This is a genomic window from Streptomyces sp. NPDC104226, assembly GCF_055584085.1.
Window position 1 is genome coordinate 258,019 of the sequence record NZ_JBVJMS010000010.1, and the last position, 16,260, is coordinate 274,278.

Below are 16,260 nucleotides of genomic sequence, written 5' to 3' on the forward strand. Positions count from 1 at the left end.
CACCGATCCCTGTGGATAACTCTGTGGACAACCAGGGAGTGTCAGGGGCGCCCGTCGAGGCAACGCGTCAGCCAGTCCGAGGCCGCGGTGAAGTCCCCGTCGGAGGTTCCGGGCCGGGTGGTCTGGACGGCCTGGACGTCACCCTGTGCGACACCGGCGCGCGGGTAGGAGCCGAGGAACCGGATCTGGGGGCAGGTGCGCTTGAGGCCCATGAGGGCCTCTCCGACCCGGCGGTCGGAGATGTGGCCCTCGGCGTCGACGGCGAAGCAGTAGTTGCCGATCCCCGCACCCGTCGGCCGGGACTGGATCAGCATCAGGTTCACCCCGCGGACGGCGAACTCCTGGAGCAGCTCCAGCAGTGCACCGGGGCGGTCGTCGCCCATCCACAGCACGACGGAGGTCTTGTCGGCGCCGGTCGGCGCGGCCGGGCGGGCGGGACGCCCGACGAGCACGAAGCGGGTCTCCGCGTTCTGCGCGTCGTGGATCTCGGTGACGAGCGGGACCAGTCCGTAGGTGGCGGCCGCGAACTCGCCCGCGAAGGCGGCGTCGAAGCGGCCCTCCTGGACCAGCCGGGCACCGTCGGCATTGGACGCCGCCGACTCCCACAGGGCGTCGGGCAGGTTTGACCGCAGCCAGTTGCGCACCTGCGGCTGGGCGACCGGGTGCCCGGTGACGGTCTTGACGTCCGACAGCTTGGTCCCGGGCCGCACCAGCAGCGCGAACGCGATCGGGAGCAGCACCTCGCGGTAGATCATCAGCGGAACGCCGCCGGCCAGCTCGTCCAGGGTCGAGGTGACCCCGCCCTCCACCGAGTTCTCGATCGGGACCAGGGCAGCCGCGGCCTCACCGTTGCGCACGGCGTCCAGGGCTGCCGGGACCGAGACCATCGGGACGAGTTCCCGGGTCGCGGCTTCGGGGAGGGTGCGAAGGGCGGCTTCGGTGAACGTGCCTTCGGGACCGAGATAGGTGAAGCGGGTGGCCGACATGCGATCAGCCTAATGCCGGGGCCCGGACGCGACCTGGGCTGTTCACCCTTCGAGCAGCCGTTGCCCCACGTACTCCCCGGCGCGTGCCCCGGGCGGCACCGCGTACAGGCCGCTCGACTCGTGCCGGATGAACTCCGACAGGGCGTCGCCGCGGTCGAGCTTGCGCTGGACGGGGACGAAACCGCGGGACGGGTCGGCCTGCCAGCAGATGAAGAGGAGCCCGGCGTCGGGGGTCCCGTCGGCGTCGATCCCGTCGTGGAAGGAGAAGGGACGCCGGAGCATGGCCGCTCCACCGTTCTGCGCGGGCGCGGAGATGCGGGCGTGCGCATTGGAGGCGATGACGGGCTTTCCGTCGGCCCCGATCTTGTCGAGAGCCGGGGCGGTGGTCTCGTCGCCTCCGGTCAGCGGGGCGCCGGTGGCCTTCGTACGCCCGATGACCTGCTCCTGCTGGGCCAGTGACTGCTGGTCCCAGTGGTCGAGGAGCATGCGGATACGGCGTACGACGGCGTACGAACCCCCGACCATCCAGGCGTGCTCCGGGGGCACGGTCCCCTGGACGAAGATCCGCCGGTCGAAGTCGGCTTCGGCGGGCTTCGGGTTGTTGGTGCCGTCGACCTGGCCCATGAGGTTGCGGGCCGTCATGGGGGAGGCGGTGGCGCCCGGAGAGCGGTTGAAGCCGTTCATCTGCCAGCGCGGCCGGGCCGCCTCTCCGGCGTCCTTCTGCAGCGCGCGCAGGGCATGGAAGGCGACCAGTGCGTCGTCCGAGCCGATCTGGACCCACAGGTCGCCGTTGCTGCGCTGGGCGTCGAGGCGGTCGGCGGAGAAGTCCGGAAGCGGGTCGAGGGCAGCGGGTCGGCGCGCGGTGAGTCCGGTGCGCTCGAAGAAGGAGTGGCCGAAGCCGAAGGTCACCGTGAGGGAGGAGGGGCCGGAGCCGAGGGCGATGCCGGTGTCGCCGACCGGTGCGGTCTCGCCCGCCGTCAGCCGCCGCGCGGTGTCGGACCAGCGCCGCATCAGGGCGGCCGCCTCGGTACGTCCGGCTCCTGGCGCCAGGTCGAAGGCCAGTACGTGCCCCTTGGCCTGGAGGGGCGTGGTGATGCCGGCCTGGTGATCCCCGTGGAAGTCGACCCGGGTGGCACCGAGGCTGCCGGGAGCGCCGCCGGAGCCCGCCGTCCCGGACCCGGACACCTCGGACTGCACGAGGGCCCCGCCGGCGGCGCCGAGCGCGAGCCCGGCCGCGCCCGCGGCGCCGACCGTGCCCAGCAGGCGGCGCCGGGAGATCTCGATGCCGGGGAGCCCGGTGCTGCCCTCGCTGCTCGCAGTGCTTTCGGTGGGGGCGCTGTTCTGGGTCACGCTGGTCAGCCGATCTTCACGTTCTTCTGGACGGTCGTCTGGTCGATGTCGGAGGTGCGGATGGTCACGTCGATCCGCCAGTCGCCGGTCAGCGGAAGCTGGACGCCCGATGCGGTCCAGTGCCCGGGTGCGGCGCGCTCGGGCAGGACCGGAAGGGGACCGACCTCCTTGGCTTCCAAGGTGAACGACACCTTGAGCTCGGGCAGGTCGAGCGGTTTGCCGTCGGGGGTCTCGGCCCACACGTGGAGCGTGTTCGCGCCGACGCGGCCCGGGTCCAGCTGGAGCCGGACCGAGCCCTTGCCGTTCTGGCCGCCGGTGTCGAAAGGCAGGGTGACCTTGACCGCGCGGTCGGGAACGGCCGTGGCGGTGGATCCGCGGCCGACCTCCAGCTCCGCGGCGCGGCCGGGCTCGGTGCTGGTGAGGATGGTGGTGACGGCCAGCAGGACCACGGCGACACCTGCCTCGGCGAGGACGGAACGGCGCAGGCCGGTGCGGTCCGGGTCGGCGTCACGCGCCTGCTTCTCCCGCGCGGTGCGCCGGGCGGCGCTCTGCCGTGCGAGCTGCGCGGCACGCCGGGGGTCGGAGGCACCGGTGTCGGCGGTGGTGGAGGCCGGGGCGACCGTCACGGTCGATGTTTCACGTGAAACATCGGAGGCGACCTCCCCCTCCGCCCCGGTCTCGTCCCGGCCTCCGGCCAGCCGGGAGGTCCACTTCCGGGAGGTGTAGGCGATGGCCACGACGACGGCGACAAGGCCGATCTTGACGAGCAGCAGCCGGCCGTAGTCGGTTCCGGTCAGTGCGGACCAGCTGCCCACCTGGCGCCAGGCCTGGTAGGTGCCGGTGCAGGCCAGGACCACGACGCTGCTGAAGGCGACGGTGGAGAAGCGCCGGATGGCCGTGCGCTCGATCCCGGGGACCTTGTGGAGCGCGACGAGCAGCGCGGTGAGTCCGCCGAGCCACACGGCGACGGCCAGCAGGTGGAGGATGTCGACGGGCATGGCGAGGGCGGGCTGGATGCCGGTGGAGGCGTGCTCGGACAGCGCCCAGGTGGCGGCGATACCGCCCGCGACGACGGTCCCGCCGATGCCGAGCCCGAAGACGAGGTCGCTCTCCCCCTTGGCGTCCTCGTCGGAGGCACTGGCGGCCTCGGAGCCACCGGAGGTCCCCGAAGCGACCGAGCCGTCCGACCCGTCCGACCCGTCCGAGCCGTCCGACGTGTGGCGCCGGGCGTAGGAGCCGAACAGCACGGTGATGAACAGTGCGGCGGCGCCGAGGAGGAGCAGTCGCGAGACGAGCGAGGCGCCGGACTTGGTCTCCAGGACCGCCTTCAGCCCGGCCAGGTCGAAGGCGTCGGCGAAGTTCCCCGACCCGGTGTACGGGTTGCGGAGCAGCAGCATCACCAGGGTGGCCACGGTGAGCGCCACCCAGGCCCGTACGACCAGCTTCTGCATCGGCCGCTGCGCGGCGCCCCGGCGCCAGCACAGGAGGATGAAGGCGGCGGCGCCGACGAGCACGGCGAACCCGGCGTAGGCCACGTAGCGCGCGATGCCGTAGGCGACGGCGACGGGCCCGTCTCCGGCCGTCCGGGAGGGCAGCGAGACGGCGGTCTCGGAGGGGGCTCCGATGGAGAAGGTGAAGGCGCCGGAGATCGGATGGCTGTCCGCGGAGATGGCCTGCCAGGCGACGGTGTAGGTGCCGTCCGGCTGTCCCGGGCGCAGGGCGGTGCCGTAGCGGATGAGGCTGCCGCTGCAGAGGTCGCGCAGTTCACCGGTGTCGACGCGCTTGCCCTGTGGGTCCAGGACGCGGATGGAGTCGCCGTTCATGGCGACCCCTTCCGAGAAGGAGAGCGTGATCTGGGCGGGCGCCGCGGCGACCACCGCCCCGTCCGTGGGGTCGCTCGCGGTCAGCGCGGCGTGTGCCGAGGCCGGCGCGGCAGCGGCGAAGAAGGCTGCCAGCAGTGCGGCGAGGACCAGCGTGAGCCGCGGCAGGAGTGCCGTGGCGCGGACGCGGGTCGTGGATGGGGTCGGGGCGGTGGCCGTCATGGCGTGTCAGTCCCTCGGTCCGTCAGTGGGCGGTGCCGTCAGTGGATGTCGGAGCCTTGTACGTCCGCTCCTTGACGTCCAGCTCGACCTTGACCGGGCCGGACTTCTCGAAGCGCAGTTCGACGGTGACCTTGTCGCCGACCTTGGGGGTGTTCTTGAGCCCCATGAACATGACGTGGTTGCCGCCGCGCTCCAGCTTCAGTTCTCCGTTGGCGGGCACGTCCATGGACTGCACCTGCTGCATCTTCTGATCCTTGGTCTCGTGGATCTGCAGGTCGTCGGAGAGCGTGCTCGTGGCGCCGGTCAGCTTGTCGGCCGTCTTGGAGTCGTTCTTGATGACCATGAACGCGCCGGCCATCTGGTCGTTCACGGGCTCCGGCATGTAGCCGCCGCTGACGGTCAGCTTCGGCACGTCACCGGAAGCGGACGCGGACCCGGAGTCGGAAGAGCAGCCGGATATGGCGAGCGCGGCCGTCAGGGAGAGGGCGGCTGCGAGGGTGCGGGTGGTGCGGGCGTTCACGGGTTCTCTCCCTTGACGATCTTCGGCAGGTCCTTGGTGTAGTCATCGACGGTGGTGCTCTCGCCGTAGAGGAGGTATCCCTCGTCGGTCTTGGGCGAGAAGGCGATGACCTGAGCACCGTGCATGGAGACGACGTTGCCGTTCGCGTCCTTGGTGGGGGCCTCGATGCCGATGCCGAGCGTGCGCGCGGCGGCCTGGATGGTGGCGAAGTCACCGGTCAGCCCGGTGAAGGCCGGGTCCAGGCCCTTGAGCCACGCGCCGAGCGACTCGGGAGTGTCCCGTTCGGGGTCGGTGGTGATGAAGACGATCCGGAGGTTGTCCTGATCGGCCTTGGGAAGTGCCTTCTTGGCGACGGCGACGTTGCTCATCGTCAGGGGGCACACGTCGGGGCAGTGGGTGTAGCCGAAGTAGATGAGCGTCGGCTTGCCCTTGGTCTGCTCGCGCAGGTTCCACGGCTTGCCGGTGGTGTCCGTGAGGACGACGTCCGGCTTGTCGAAGGGGCGGTCGAGCACGGTGGCGGACCCGGCTTTCGCCTGGTTCTCGCTGATCTGGGTGACCTGGCCGTTCTTGGCCGGTTCACCACCGCAGGCGGTGAGGGTGAGGGCGGCCGCCGCCACGAGGGCGGCGAGCGTCACACGTGTGGTGCGCATGGGGAAGTCCCTGAGATCGGGGGTGGTACGGGTGGATCCGCGAGCCCGGCCGGACCGGAGGACCGGCCGGCTGCGCAGGATCGTCAGGTGGGAAGGGCCGGGCACGCGGAAGGCCGGGCGCCCGGGAGATCGGGTGGTCAGGAGGTGCGGCGGCGCGAGGCGACGCCGAAGGCCACGCCACCGAGTCCGATCACGATGCCGGCGACGCCGAGGGCCCGCGCGGTCGTGTCGGATCCGCTCTTGGCGGCGGCCGAGTCGTGGCCGTCCTCGTGGGAGTCGGAGTTCTTCGCCTCGTCCGCCGGCTTCTTGGCAGCGGTGTCGTGGTGGTCGGCGCCGGCGGCGGTCAGCTTCAGGACGGGCGCCGGGGTCTGCGGTTCGGCGGCGCCTTCCTTGGGCTCCTCGATCCAGCGGACGACCTCGCCGTTGTCGTAGGTCTGGATCGCCTTGAAGACCATCTGGTCGGCGTTCTCGGGGAGCTTGCCGACGGAGACCGGGAACTGCTGGAACTTGCCGGACTCGATCTTGCCGCCGGTCCAGGTCACCTTGGTGACGACCTCGTTGACCTGCTTGCCGTGCACGGTGAGCGGCTTGTCGAGCTTGGTCTTCTCGACCGTGGACGTCCAGCCGGGGATGTCCTGCGGCATGACGGACGTGAGCGGCTGGTCCACGGGGAAGTTGACCTCGAGCTGCGTGGTCGCCGCGTTGTCGCGCTCGTTGGGGACCTTGAAGTTGAGCGTCGCGTAGCCGCCCTTGGCGGCCTCCCCGACGGGCTGCACGCCGACGTGGGCGAAGGCGGTACCGGAGAGGAGGAGGACGGAACCGGCGGCGAGGGCGGCGGCGAAGGAGACGCGAGAGGTCTTCACGGCAGAAACACTCCACGGAAGCTGTGGTGACGGTTGCTCCGGGCGCGGCGCGCACGGAGGTCGCGGCACCGGTGCTCCCGTCGTGAGTCCCGGGGAGGAGAGGTGCCGCTTCAGGCTGCGAGGGCGAACGCCGTGGGCGGCCCGCGCCTGGTCACCGTGTGCTGGAGTGCGTCCCGGCCCGTGGATCGTGCGGGGCCGGTCCCGTCACCCGCTGCCCACGGGGTACGTGCGGGCAGGCCCGGAAGGCCCGCGCCGAGGGCTCGTACGTAGGCCAGCGCGGCACGCAGCGGGCGCACCGGTCCGGCTCCGGCGGAGAGCCGGGACAGTTCGAGGAGGCGGAACAGCGCGGCGTCGCCGCGCCCGAGCAGCCAGCCTGCGGCGAGTGCGGCCAGCAGGTGCCCGATCAGCATGGCCGGGCTGAGCAGACCCATCGATCCGCCGGCCGGTTCCACCAGGCCCTGCCCCAGGTGGGCGTGGGCCAGGTGGCCCGGCGCCCCGGCCTGAGCGGCCACGGCGTCCGGGTCCAGTCCGGCGCTCTCCACGATCCGCCGGGCATCCGACGGGTGGATCGGGACGGAGTTGCCCCCGCAGACCAGCTGGGCGGCGAGCGCCGCGAGCGAGGTCTCCGAGGAGGTGCTGCCGCCCGCCGGGGCGGCGGTGTGCTGGCCGAGGCCGAACAGGGTGTGCAGCGCGAGCTGTCCGCCCGCCAGCGCGGCGGCGATGCCGGGCAGCGAGCGGCGGCGTCCCGCGAGCGGGGCGGCCACCGCGAAGACGGTGAGGAAGCCGGCGCAGAGGGACCACCAGGGCACCGTCGCGCAGGAGGCCAGTGCGTGCCCGACCGCGGACAGCACGACACAGACCGCGGTGAACACCGCGGTCCGGATCAGCCTGAGGCCGGGTCCGGCCTGCGTCGCGTGGGGGGCAGTCATGGCCGGGCCATCATCGCACTGGCCTTAGGCGCCGCATACGGCAGGTGCGACAGCCGGTTTGCATTCCCGCGCACGGATGCCCGGCCCCACCCCGCCCACACCGGCCCGACCTGGCATACACCGGCGCCCGGGAGCGCCGCGTCGGCCGAACGAGGGCTCTGTCGGTCCTCAGGGGCTTAGCCCCGGCCCCGGGCGGCAATAGGTAACCGTATGAGCATCTGGTGGTCTCTCCACTTGAGGCGCGAAGCAGCGAGTGTGCCCCTCGCGAGGCGACTGCTGTTGGGGACGATGGAGACCGCGGGGGTGGACCCGGACATCTCCTTCGACCTGTCGGTGGCGCTGAGCGAGGCGTGCGCGAATGCCGTGGAGCACGGCGGCTGCGAGGCCGCCCCGCGATCCGACGGCGCGGGCGGTGCGTCCTGGGACGGCGGATCCCCGGACGGGACCGGGGCGTACCACGTCACGGCCTATCTGGACGGGGACCGCTGTCGCATCGAGGTGAGCGACTCGGGTCCGGGGTTCCCGGCCGCGACCGTGGCCCGCCGCAGACCGTCCCTGGCCGAGCACGGCCGGGGCCTGCACCTGATCGAGGAACTCGCCGACCACGTCCGCTTCCGCAACCGGCCCGGCCGGGGCGCCGTGGTCAGCTTCGACAAGATGCTGAAGTGGCGGGACGACTCCCTGCTGAGGGTCTCGTAGACGCGCCGATGGGCGGGACCCGTGGCGGGTCCCGCCCATCGGCGCGTACGAGCGGTGGCGTCAGCCCTTGAGCCGCGCCATCCAGGCCTCGACCTCGTCCGAGGTGCGGGGCAGCCCGGCCGACAGGTTCCGGTTGCCGTCCTCGGTGACGAGGATGTCGTCCTCGATCCGGACGCCGATGCCGCGGTACTCCTCGGGAACGGTCAGGTCGTCGGCCTGGAAGTACAGACCGGGCTCGACCGTCAGGCACATCCCGGGCTCCAGCGTGCCGTCGACGTACGCCTCGGTGCGCGCGGCGGCGCAGTCGTGGACGTCCATGCCGAGCATGTGGCCGGTGCCGTGCAGGGTCCAGCGGCGCTGCAGACCCAGCTCCAGGACACGCTCGACCGGTCCCTCCAGCAGACCCCACTCGACGAGCTTCTCGGCGAGCACGTGCTGCGAGGCGTCGTGGAAGTCGCGGAACTTCGCGCCCGGCTTGACGGCGGCGATGCCGGCTTCCTGGGAGGCGTAGACCGCGTCGTAGATCTTGCGCTGGATGTCGGTGTACGTGCCGCTGATCGGCAGCGTGCGCGTGACGTCGGCCGTGTAGAGGGAGTGGGTCTCCACACCGGCGTCGAGCAGCAGCAGGTCGCCCGAGCGGACGTCGCCGTCGTTGCGGACCCAGTGCAGGGTGCAGGCGTGCGGGCCGGCGGCGCAGATGGAGCCGTAGCCGACGTCGTTGCCCTCGACGCGGGCGCGCAGGAAGAAGGTGCCCTCGATGTAGCGCTCGGAGGTGGCCTCGGCCTTGTCGAGCACCTTCACGACGTCCTCGAAGCCGCGGACGGTGGAGTCGACGGCCTTCTGCAGTTCGCCGATCTCGAAGGCGTCCTTCACGGCGCGTGCCTCGGAGAGGTAGACGCGCAGCTCCTCGTCGCGCTCCTTGGTGACCTTGTCGGTCAGGGCCGCCTCGATGACGGAGTCGTGCCCGCGGACGGTGCGGACCGGGCCCGCGGCCTCGGCCAGCTCCTCGGGAAGCTTGCGCACGTCCCGGGCCGGGATGCCCAGCAGCTGCTCGGCCTCCGCGAGGGAGTGGCGGCGGCCGACCCACAGCTCGCCGCTGCCGGAGAGCCAGAACTCGCCGTTCTCACGGTCGGAGCGGGGCAGCAGGTAGACGGTGGCGTGGTGGCCGGTCTCCCCCGCGGGCTCCAGGACCAGGACGCCGTTCTCGGTCTGGTCGCCGGTGAGGTACGCGTACTCGGTCGAGGCGCGGAAGGGGTACTCGGTGTCGTTCGAGCGCGTCTTCAGCCGTCCGGCGGGGACGACGAGGCGCTCACCGGGGAAGCGCCGGGACAGTGCGGAGCGGCGGGCTGCGGTGTGTGCGGCCTGGGCGATCGGCTCCAGCCCGTGCAGCTCGGTGTCGGCCCAGCCGGTGCGCATGCTCGCGGCGAGCTCTTCGCTGACGCCCGGGTACAGCCCGTTCTTGCGCTGCTTGTGCTTCTTCTTGGGCTGCTCTTCTTCCGGGGTCTCCGGGGTGAGCTCGTCAGCCACGTCTTCTCCTCAGTACGGCGGACACGGACCGGGTATGGACCTCATCCATCGTATGGGTGAGCGGACGCCCCCCGACGGGTCGTGTGACATATCCGCCAAACCGGGCCACACGGTCACACGTCCCGTCCCTCATCGCCTCGTATCGCTGCGTCTCGTCCCGAAGGCGTCTCTGCTCACTCGAAACGTGCCGCGAGCAGCACGATGTCCTCCGAGGCGTCCGCCGGGGCCACGGCGCCGTCCCCGTCGCCGTCCGGCAGCACCGTGCGCAGGATGTGGTCGCAGATGGCGGCCGGGTCCTCGCGGGCGCTACGGGGGATCCCCGCGGCGGCGGCGTGCAGCCGCGCGTACGCCCGGTCCATCGGGTCCCCGGTGCGCCGGAGCAGCCCGTCCGTGTAGAGCAGCACCGTTTCTCCGGGCGCGGGCTCGATCTCCACGCTCGGGGCCTCCCAGCAGGACAGCATTCCGAGCGGTGCGGAGAGGGTGGTCTCCACGTACTCGGTGCGCCGCTCGCCGATCAGCAGCGGCGGGGCGTGCCCGGCCCCGGCCAGGATGAGCTTCCTCCCCCGGCCGTTCGCGTTCGGGCCCCCGGCGGGCTCGCAGTAGGCGAACAGCGCGGTCGCCGAGCGCGCGGGCTCGGTCAGGCGCAGCAGCAGTTCCAGGTCGGAGAGGACGGCGACGGGGTCCTCGCCCTCCATGACGGCGTACGCGCGCAGCGAGGCGCGCAGCCGGCCCATGGCGGCGACGGCGCTCGGCCCCGAGCCGGTGACGGAGCCCACGGCCAGGCCGAGGGCGCCTTCCGGCAGCGGCAGTGCGTCGTACCAGTCGCCTCCGCCGTGCGGGCCGGTGTGGTGCCGGGCGGCGAGCTGGACCCCGGAGATCCGGGGGAGCCGGCTGGGCAGCAGTTCCTCGGCGACGGTGGCCAGGCTGGTGCGGGCGCGTTCCACCTCCAGCATCCGGGCCAGGTGCTCGGAGGCGTGCCGGACGTAGAGCCCGGCCAGGTCGCGCTGGCGGTCGCTCGGCTCGGCCTGTTCGTCGTAGAGCCAGACGGCCGCGCCGAGCCGGCCCGTGGCTTCGGCGGTCAGCGGCAGCGCGTAGCTGGCGGCGTAGCCGAGTCGGGCGGCGACCTCGCGGTGGCGGGGGTCGACGGGGGTGGCGTACCCGCCGGCGCCGGTACCGGGGGTGGTGCCGGGCTCGGGCAGGACCTCCGAGCCGCCGTGGGCGTCGGGCAGACCGTCGAGGATGCGGCCGTAGGAGGTGGCGCTGCGCGGCACCGTCTCGATGTGGCCGAGGTCGGCGTGGCCGAGCCCGAGGCCGATCGTGCTGGTGGGGCCGAGTCCGTCGGAGGGCTCCAGGACGATCAGGCCGCGCCGGGCGCCGACGAGGGTCGCGCCCGCCCGCAGGAACTCCTGGAGGGAGGAGGTGAGGTCAGCGGCGCGGGCGAGCCGCTCGGTGAGCTCGTGGAGGGTGGTGAGGTCGGAGACCATGCCCGCGAGACGGTCCTGGATGACGGAGCTCGCAGCGGGTCCCTGCGCCGGGGCGTGGGTCGTTCGCGGGCTCGTCGGTGTGGACGTGGCCGTGGGCACCGGTGTGGGCGCCACAGTGTGCGGGGACGCTGTGGCAGCTGGATCGATTCCAGCCACTTTCGGCAGATGCGGGGCGCTCATGGCGTCCGCCTTTCCAGCTGGTGCGATTCGCCATATAGCATCGCAAACCCCCAGATCATGCTGCGCCGCTATCAATGAATCCACATCTACACGCACACGAGGAGCGATGTCCAGCATTGCCCAGGTGGGAATCCTGGTGTCCGTGGGGCGGCAACTCACTGTCCGGTCAGGGCTAGAACTTGGCCGGAAAAAGCGGGAAGCGGACGGTTTTTGCGGTCGACTGGGCGAGTCAGTCGGCCGGTCCGGGTACGTAATCGGTTGCACCCGGGGAGAGTTGGCGCAGCCCGGTGCCCGCCGGGAACCGTCGGGCACGGCCCGTCGTCCCCATCGACGACAGCCGTCCCCCGCGCGGTCCCGGGTCGCGTACCGCCCCCGACGGACGTTTCATGGACCCGTACGAAAACTGCACGAACCGTGTGAACCTGCTTCAAGCGGACAGTGACGCGAAACGTGTACGTGTGGTGAACCACCGCTTACATGGTGTGATGTGGCCCTCGGCGTTCAACGGAAAGGAACGAGCGCTCATGCGCGAGATCCTCGGAAGGCGTCTCCAGCGGCTCCGCAATCGCTTCCAAACCCTGCGCCCCGCCCCGCCGCAGGGTGAAGCGCCGACTCTCCTCGACGCGGCGCTGACCTGCGCCACCACCTGGAACTGGCCCGTGCTGCCGGGCGTCGGACGCTCCGGCGTCGACAGCGCCCGGTGCGCCTGCCCCGACCCCGACTGCGCCGTACCCGGCGCGCACCCCTTCGATCCCGGGCTGCTCGCGGCCACCACCGACCCCCGCATGGTGTCCTGGTGGTGGGCCAACCGGGCGGGTGCCCCGATCCTGCTGGCCACCGGTGGGAGCGCGCCCTGCGCGGTGAGCCTGCCGGCCGCGGCGGGCGCGCGTGCCGTCGTACGACTGGACGCCGAGGGGATGCGGCTCGGGCCGATCGTGGCCACGCCCACGCGGTGGTCGCTGCTCGTGGAGCCGTACTCGCTGGAGCGGCTCGGCGAGATCCTCTACGCCAAGGACCACGTGCCCTCTTCGCTGCGTTTCCACGGTGAGGGCGGCTACTTGCTGCTCCCGCCCTCCCCCGCGATCGGCGGCGGCGAGGTGCGGTGGGAGCGCGCACCGGCGGGAGCCGGGGAGGTCTGGCTGCCGGAGGTGGAGGCGGTGGTGGACGCGCTGGTGGAGGCGAGCAGCGGGGCGTCGGGCGGCGGGAGCCGGCTCGCGTACTGAGCCCGAACGCGGACGGATCACTCGTACGGGTGTCAGCGAGACGAGTTTCCAAGGGAATTGGGCGCGGGGATCTCCGTGCCCCATTCCCGGATCGCTATGTTCGGCGAATGAATCTCCGCCTGATCGGTATCGGCGCCGGTGTGTTGATCATCTTGTCGCTCCCGCTGGCGGGAGCGATCGCCGGGCCGGATTTCGCCGGTCAGAGCGATGGAAAGGGCGGCGGGCTGCTCTCCACCTTCGGCCTCGGGCACCCGTCCAAGGGCGCCTCGGGGGAATCGGGCCGGTCGGACTCGGAGAACCCCGACGGCGCAGCCGGCTCTGGCGGCTCGGCCGATTCGGGCGGCCCGGAAGCGAATTCGGCCCCAGGCCGGTCCCGTACGCAGACCCCCGCCGCGGCGCCGGCCCGCCCGGGCCCGGCCGAGCAGCCGCGTACGGACGCCCGCTGCGGACCCGAACTGTCCTCCCCGCAGGGGGTGGAGGCGCAGACGTGCGTCCTGTCGGGCGAGGGTCGGACGTGGGGGCGCAGCTACTACCGGAACACCAGCGGCCGCGCGCTCGACGCGGTGCTCACCGTGATGGGTCCGGCGGGACGCACGGTGCAGATCCGCTGTGCGGTCGGGGCGGGTGACGAACCGGGGCTGTGCGAAACGCCGAAGGAGGAGTCGGCCGGGGTTCCGGCGGACTACTCGGCCGTAGCGGAATTTGCAGTTCCGGATGATGAAGGAGCCCTGCTCCTGCGGTCCGGGAGCAACTCACCGGTACCGGGTGACGGTTGAGCGTCACGGAAAATCAAGGGCCCGGTCGCTGGCGACGGGGGATGCACCAGCGACCGGGCTACAAGAACGGTAACAAGAGATCGCCTGTTCGCAAATTCGATCTCTGATATTCGGACAGCGATTTGCAGGCGATTAGCGGGAGTTGTGACACCGGTCACCGGTGACCGGTCACCGGTGACGCTCCCGCAGCCCCTCCCCGGGACCCTCCGGCGACCTCTGCGGCCGGCCCGCGGAACGGGCCGGCCACCAGGTCAGCTGAGCGTGACCTGGCGGTTGGTGAGGCCGCCGCGGGCGCGGCGCTCCTCCGTGGTCAGCGGCGCGTCCGTCGCGAGAGCAGTGGCGAGCCGCTCCGCGAGCTCGGCCGCGGGCTTCTCCACGTCCTCGGCCGAGACCCCGGTCGGCAGGTCCCAGACGGGGACCATCAGGCCGTGGGCGCGGAAGGAGCCGACCAGCTTGGTGCCCTCGCCGAGCGAGGACGTGCCCGCGGCGTGCAGCCGCGCGAGCGCGTCGAGCAGCTTCTCCTCGGGGTGCGGCATGACCCAGCGCAGGTGGTACTTGTCCGGGGTCTCGCACCAGTAGGCGGCATCCACGCCGGTCAGCTTGACGGTCGGGATGGCGGCAGCGTTGGCGCGCTCCAGGGAGGCGGCGACCTCCGGGGAAGCGTTCTGGGCGCTCTCGGCTTCCGGAATCCAGAATTCGAACCCGCTGTGGACAACCGGCTCGAAACCGCCGTCCGCGGACAGGAGATCCTGAAGTCGCGGACCCTCGGCCGGAACCCGACGGGCCGCGACGACGGTGCCGGGATCGGCCACGAGCGCGCGCTCCAGGGTGTCGGCCATGTCCCGGGCGAGGTCGCCGGTGGTCGAGTCGTTCTGCAGGCCGAGCAGGACGGAGCCGTCCTCGCGGCGCAGTGCCGGCGAGGCCAGCGGGAGTACGGTCACCAGCGTGACGGAGGGGACGCCCTCGGGCAGTCCGCCCTTGAGGGTGAGCGGCACGGTGGCGGCGGGGACGAGCTCGCGCAGCGCGACCCAGTCGCACTCGCCGGGCAGGCCCTCGAACGGGCGGGCCACGTGCTCGGTCACGGCGTGCGCGGCGGCCGCGCCGTGGCAGGCCTTGTAACGGCGCCCGGATCCGCAGGGGCAGGGCTCGCGAGCGCCCACCACCGGGATCTCCCCGTTGTTGAGCTGCGGCTTTGCGGACTTCGCGGCGGGGCGCTTCTTGGCCATCGTGGGTGTCTCCCGGTTGCGGCGGTACGGCGTCGGTCTGGGCGCGAGCCTAGCCGTTCGTACCGCCACAACCGGTGGGGTGCGGCCGGGAGCACGGTCGGCGTGCACTCCCGGACGGCCGCCATCCACCCGCGGTCGGGGACCGGTCGGATCAGGGATCCAGATCGTCGAAGGCCGTACTGAAATCGATCGCAGGGGGCGCAACGCGCGTAGCGAAGTCCTCGTGCCGGGGCCCACAGGCAACGATCGCCCAGACGGTGACCTCACCCGCCGCTCCGTCCCGGACACCCCAGTCCTGGGCCAGGGCGCTGATGATGTTCAGCCCCCGCCCGCCCCGCGCGGTGACCGAGGGCTTGGCCGGGAGGGGGCGGGTGGGCCCGCCGCCGTCCGTGACCTCGACCATCAGCCGCCCCGCCCTGTCGACGTGCCACGACGCTCGTATCCCGCCGTCGCCGATCTCCCGTGAACCCAGTGGTCTGCCGTGCCGGCAGGCGTTGCTGAGCAGTTCGGAAAGGATCAGAACGGCGTCATCCACGATCGATTCGGACACCCCGCTGATGCGCAGCTGCTCGCGCATCCGGTGCCTCGCCTCGCCCACGCCCGCAGGACCATGGGACACGTCCATGCACGACGACGTGGGCACTTCCTGTGCCACCATCAACGCCACCCCCGGAACCTCCTTAGCCCCACGCATGGTCTGGATGCCCCAATGGCCTGGACCGGAAACCGTCGGACCGGCGCCCTCTGACGCATTCGGGGAGGTCGAATGCGGAGCGGATGCGCCGGTGCACACCCCGTAACGGGTGTTGCGTGTGGGACGGGTGCGCAAAGCGGGATGTCAGCGGCCCAGCTGTGACAAAACTTGTCGCGGTCGGTTCGTGATGATCGCTTCCACACCCAGATCAGCGCAGAGCTGAACATCTTCCGGATCGTTCACGGTCCACACGTGAACGGAGTGCCCGGCGGCCTGAAGTTTGCGGATGAAGGCCGGGTGGTTGCGCACGATCCGCATGCCCGGTCCGGCGATCCGTACTCCCGCCGGGAGCCGCCCGTCCCGCATCCGGGGGGAGATGAACTGCATCAGGTAGACGGTCGGGACCGTCGGCGCGGCCGCCCGGATCCGGTGGAGGGAGCGTGCGGAGAAGCTCATCACCCGGACCGGGTGGGGCCCCTCCGCCGGCGGGGCGTCCAGTGCGAACCGCTTGAGGAGGAAGAGCAGGCGCTCCTCCACCTGTCCGGCCCAGCGGGTCGGGTGTTTGGTCTCGATGGCCAGCTGGACCGGCCGCCCGGCGTCCGCGACCAGCTCCAGCAGCCGTTCCAGGGTGAGCACCGAGGTGCGCTCGGGGTCCGCGTCCCAGTCGGGGGACTCCTCCCGGTCCTTCCACGAGCCGAAGTCGAGGGCGGCCAGGTCGGCCAGTTCCAGGGCGGAGACGGCGCCGCGGCCGTTGGAGGTGCGGTTCACCCGCCGGTCGTGGACCAGGACCAGATGGCCGTCGGCCGTGAGCCGGACATCGCATTCGAGGGCGTCGGCCCCGTCCTCGATGGCCTTGCGGTAGGCGGCCAGCGTGTGCTCGGGGGCATCCTCCGAGGCGCCGCGGTGGGCGACGACCTGGATGGGGCGCGGCGTTGCGTGGGTCACCGGCTCATGGTGCCACCGCGAGGGGTGCGGATGTCGGAGAGAGCCCAGTGGGTGCTTCTGGGGATGCGCCTGAAATGTCGGAGATAAAGGATGGGGGAGACTCACAGGTCCGGCTTACAGTGCTCTGACGGGGCATGGGAAAGGCTTTGCCCAGGAACTTGTACGG

General features: G+C 71.8%; 15 protein-coding genes. 3 read left to right on the plus strand and 12 right to left on the minus strand.

The annotated features are described in order from the left end of the window. Positions 1-41 precede the first annotated feature (41 nt). The 7 genes from pheA to ACZ60J_RS29780 form a co-directional block, all read right to left on the minus strand. Positions 42-986 carry a prephenate dehydratase gene (gene pheA / locus ACZ60J_RS29750; protein ID WP_469686555.1) on the minus strand — a complete coding sequence of 315 codons (945 nt, stop codon included), beginning with the start codon at positions 984-986 and terminating at the stop codon, positions 42-44. Positions 987-1,028: 42 nt separating this feature from the next. Then, on the minus strand, positions 1,029-2,270 hold the full coding sequence (gene efeB / locus ACZ60J_RS29755; RefSeq protein WP_469686773.1) for an iron uptake transporter deferrochelatase/peroxidase subunit: 1,242 nt from the start codon (positions 2,268-2,270) through the stop codon (positions 1,029-1,031). Between the two features lie 71 nt (positions 2,271-2,341). Further along, entirely contained in the window at positions 2,342-4,378 is a 2,037-nt protein-coding gene (locus tag ACZ60J_RS29760) for a copper resistance CopC/CopD family protein (protein WP_469686556.1), read from the minus strand. A gap of 22 nt (positions 4,379-4,400) precedes the next feature. Then, the gene (locus ACZ60J_RS29765) at positions 4,401-4,898 is read right to left on the minus strand and encodes a copper chaperone PCu(A)C (protein ID WP_469686558.1); all 498 of its coding nucleotides are present in this window, start codon (positions 4,896-4,898) and stop codon (positions 4,401-4,403) included. Beyond that, entirely contained in the window at positions 4,895-5,548 is a 654-nt protein-coding gene (locus tag ACZ60J_RS29770; protein ID WP_469686560.1) for an SCO family protein, read from the minus strand. Before ACZ60J_RS29770 ends, ACZ60J_RS29765 begins: the two co-directional genes overlap by 4 nt. 137 nt (positions 5,549-5,685) lie before the next feature. Then, positions 5,686-6,411, minus strand: a complete 726-nt coding sequence (locus ACZ60J_RS29775) for a YcnI family copper-binding membrane protein (protein WP_469686562.1) — start codon at positions 6,409-6,411, stop codon at positions 5,686-5,688. 110 nt (positions 6,412-6,521) lie between these two features. Next, entirely contained in the window at positions 6,522-7,340 is an 819-nt protein-coding gene (locus tag ACZ60J_RS29780; RefSeq protein ID WP_469686563.1) for a hypothetical protein, read from the minus strand. A 210-nt stretch (positions 7,341-7,550) separates the two neighbouring features. Between ACZ60J_RS29780 and ACZ60J_RS29785 the strand changes: the two genes are divergently transcribed. Continuing rightward, on the plus strand, positions 7,551-8,039 hold the full coding sequence (locus ACZ60J_RS29785; protein WP_469686565.1) for an ATP-binding protein: 489 nt from the start codon (positions 7,551-7,553) through the stop codon (positions 8,037-8,039). Positions 8,040-8,099: 60 nt separating this feature from the next. Here ACZ60J_RS29785 and ACZ60J_RS29790 read toward each other — a convergent pair whose 3' ends face one another. Both ACZ60J_RS29790 and ACZ60J_RS29795 read right to left on the minus strand, forming a co-directional pair. Continuing rightward, the gene (locus tag ACZ60J_RS29790) at positions 8,100-9,566 is read right to left on the minus strand and encodes an aminopeptidase P family protein (RefSeq protein ID WP_469686566.1); all 1,467 of its coding nucleotides are present in this window, start codon (positions 9,564-9,566) and stop codon (positions 8,100-8,102) included. Between the two features lie 173 nt (positions 9,567-9,739). Beyond that, positions 9,740-11,347: a PP2C family protein-serine/threonine phosphatase gene (locus ACZ60J_RS29795; protein ID WP_469686568.1), complete on the minus strand. Its 1,608-nt coding sequence runs from the start codon at positions 11,345-11,347 to the stop codon at positions 9,740-9,742. Positions 11,348-11,754: 407 nt separating this feature from the next. Between ACZ60J_RS29795 and ACZ60J_RS29800 the strand changes: the two genes are divergently transcribed. Both ACZ60J_RS29800 and ACZ60J_RS29805 read left to right on the plus strand, forming a co-directional pair. Then, positions 11,755-12,453, plus strand: coding sequence for a bifunctional DNA primase/polymerase (locus ACZ60J_RS29800; protein WP_469686570.1), 699 nt, complete (start codon positions 11,755-11,757; stop codon positions 12,451-12,453). A 107-nt stretch (positions 12,454-12,560) separates the two neighbouring features. Next, positions 12,561-13,229, plus strand: coding sequence for a hypothetical protein (locus tag ACZ60J_RS29805; protein WP_469686572.1), 669 nt, complete (start codon positions 12,561-12,563; stop codon positions 13,227-13,229). A 251-nt stretch (positions 13,230-13,480) separates the two neighbouring features. On the opposite strand, the gene ACZ60J_RS29810 is transcribed toward ACZ60J_RS29805, so the two are convergent. The 3 genes from ACZ60J_RS29810 to ACZ60J_RS29820 all read right to left on the minus strand — a co-directional run bounded on the left by ACZ60J_RS29810 (position 13,481) and on the right by ACZ60J_RS29820 (position 16,094). Then, on the minus strand, positions 13,481-14,455 hold the full coding sequence (locus ACZ60J_RS29810) for a DUF5926 family protein (RefSeq protein ID WP_469686574.1): 975 nt from the start codon (positions 14,453-14,455) through the stop codon (positions 13,481-13,483). 151 nt (positions 14,456-14,606) lie between these two features. Then, positions 14,607-15,113 carry an ATP-binding protein gene (locus ACZ60J_RS29815; protein WP_469686775.1) on the minus strand — a complete coding sequence of 169 codons (507 nt, stop codon included), beginning with the start codon at positions 15,111-15,113 and terminating at the stop codon, positions 14,607-14,609. A gap of 180 nt (positions 15,114-15,293) precedes the next feature. Further along, complete coding sequence (locus ACZ60J_RS29820; RefSeq protein ID WP_469686576.1) at positions 15,294-16,094, minus strand: glycerophosphodiester phosphodiesterase; 801 nt, start codon at positions 16,092-16,094, stop codon at positions 15,294-15,296. Positions 16,095-16,260: the final 166 nt, after the last annotated feature.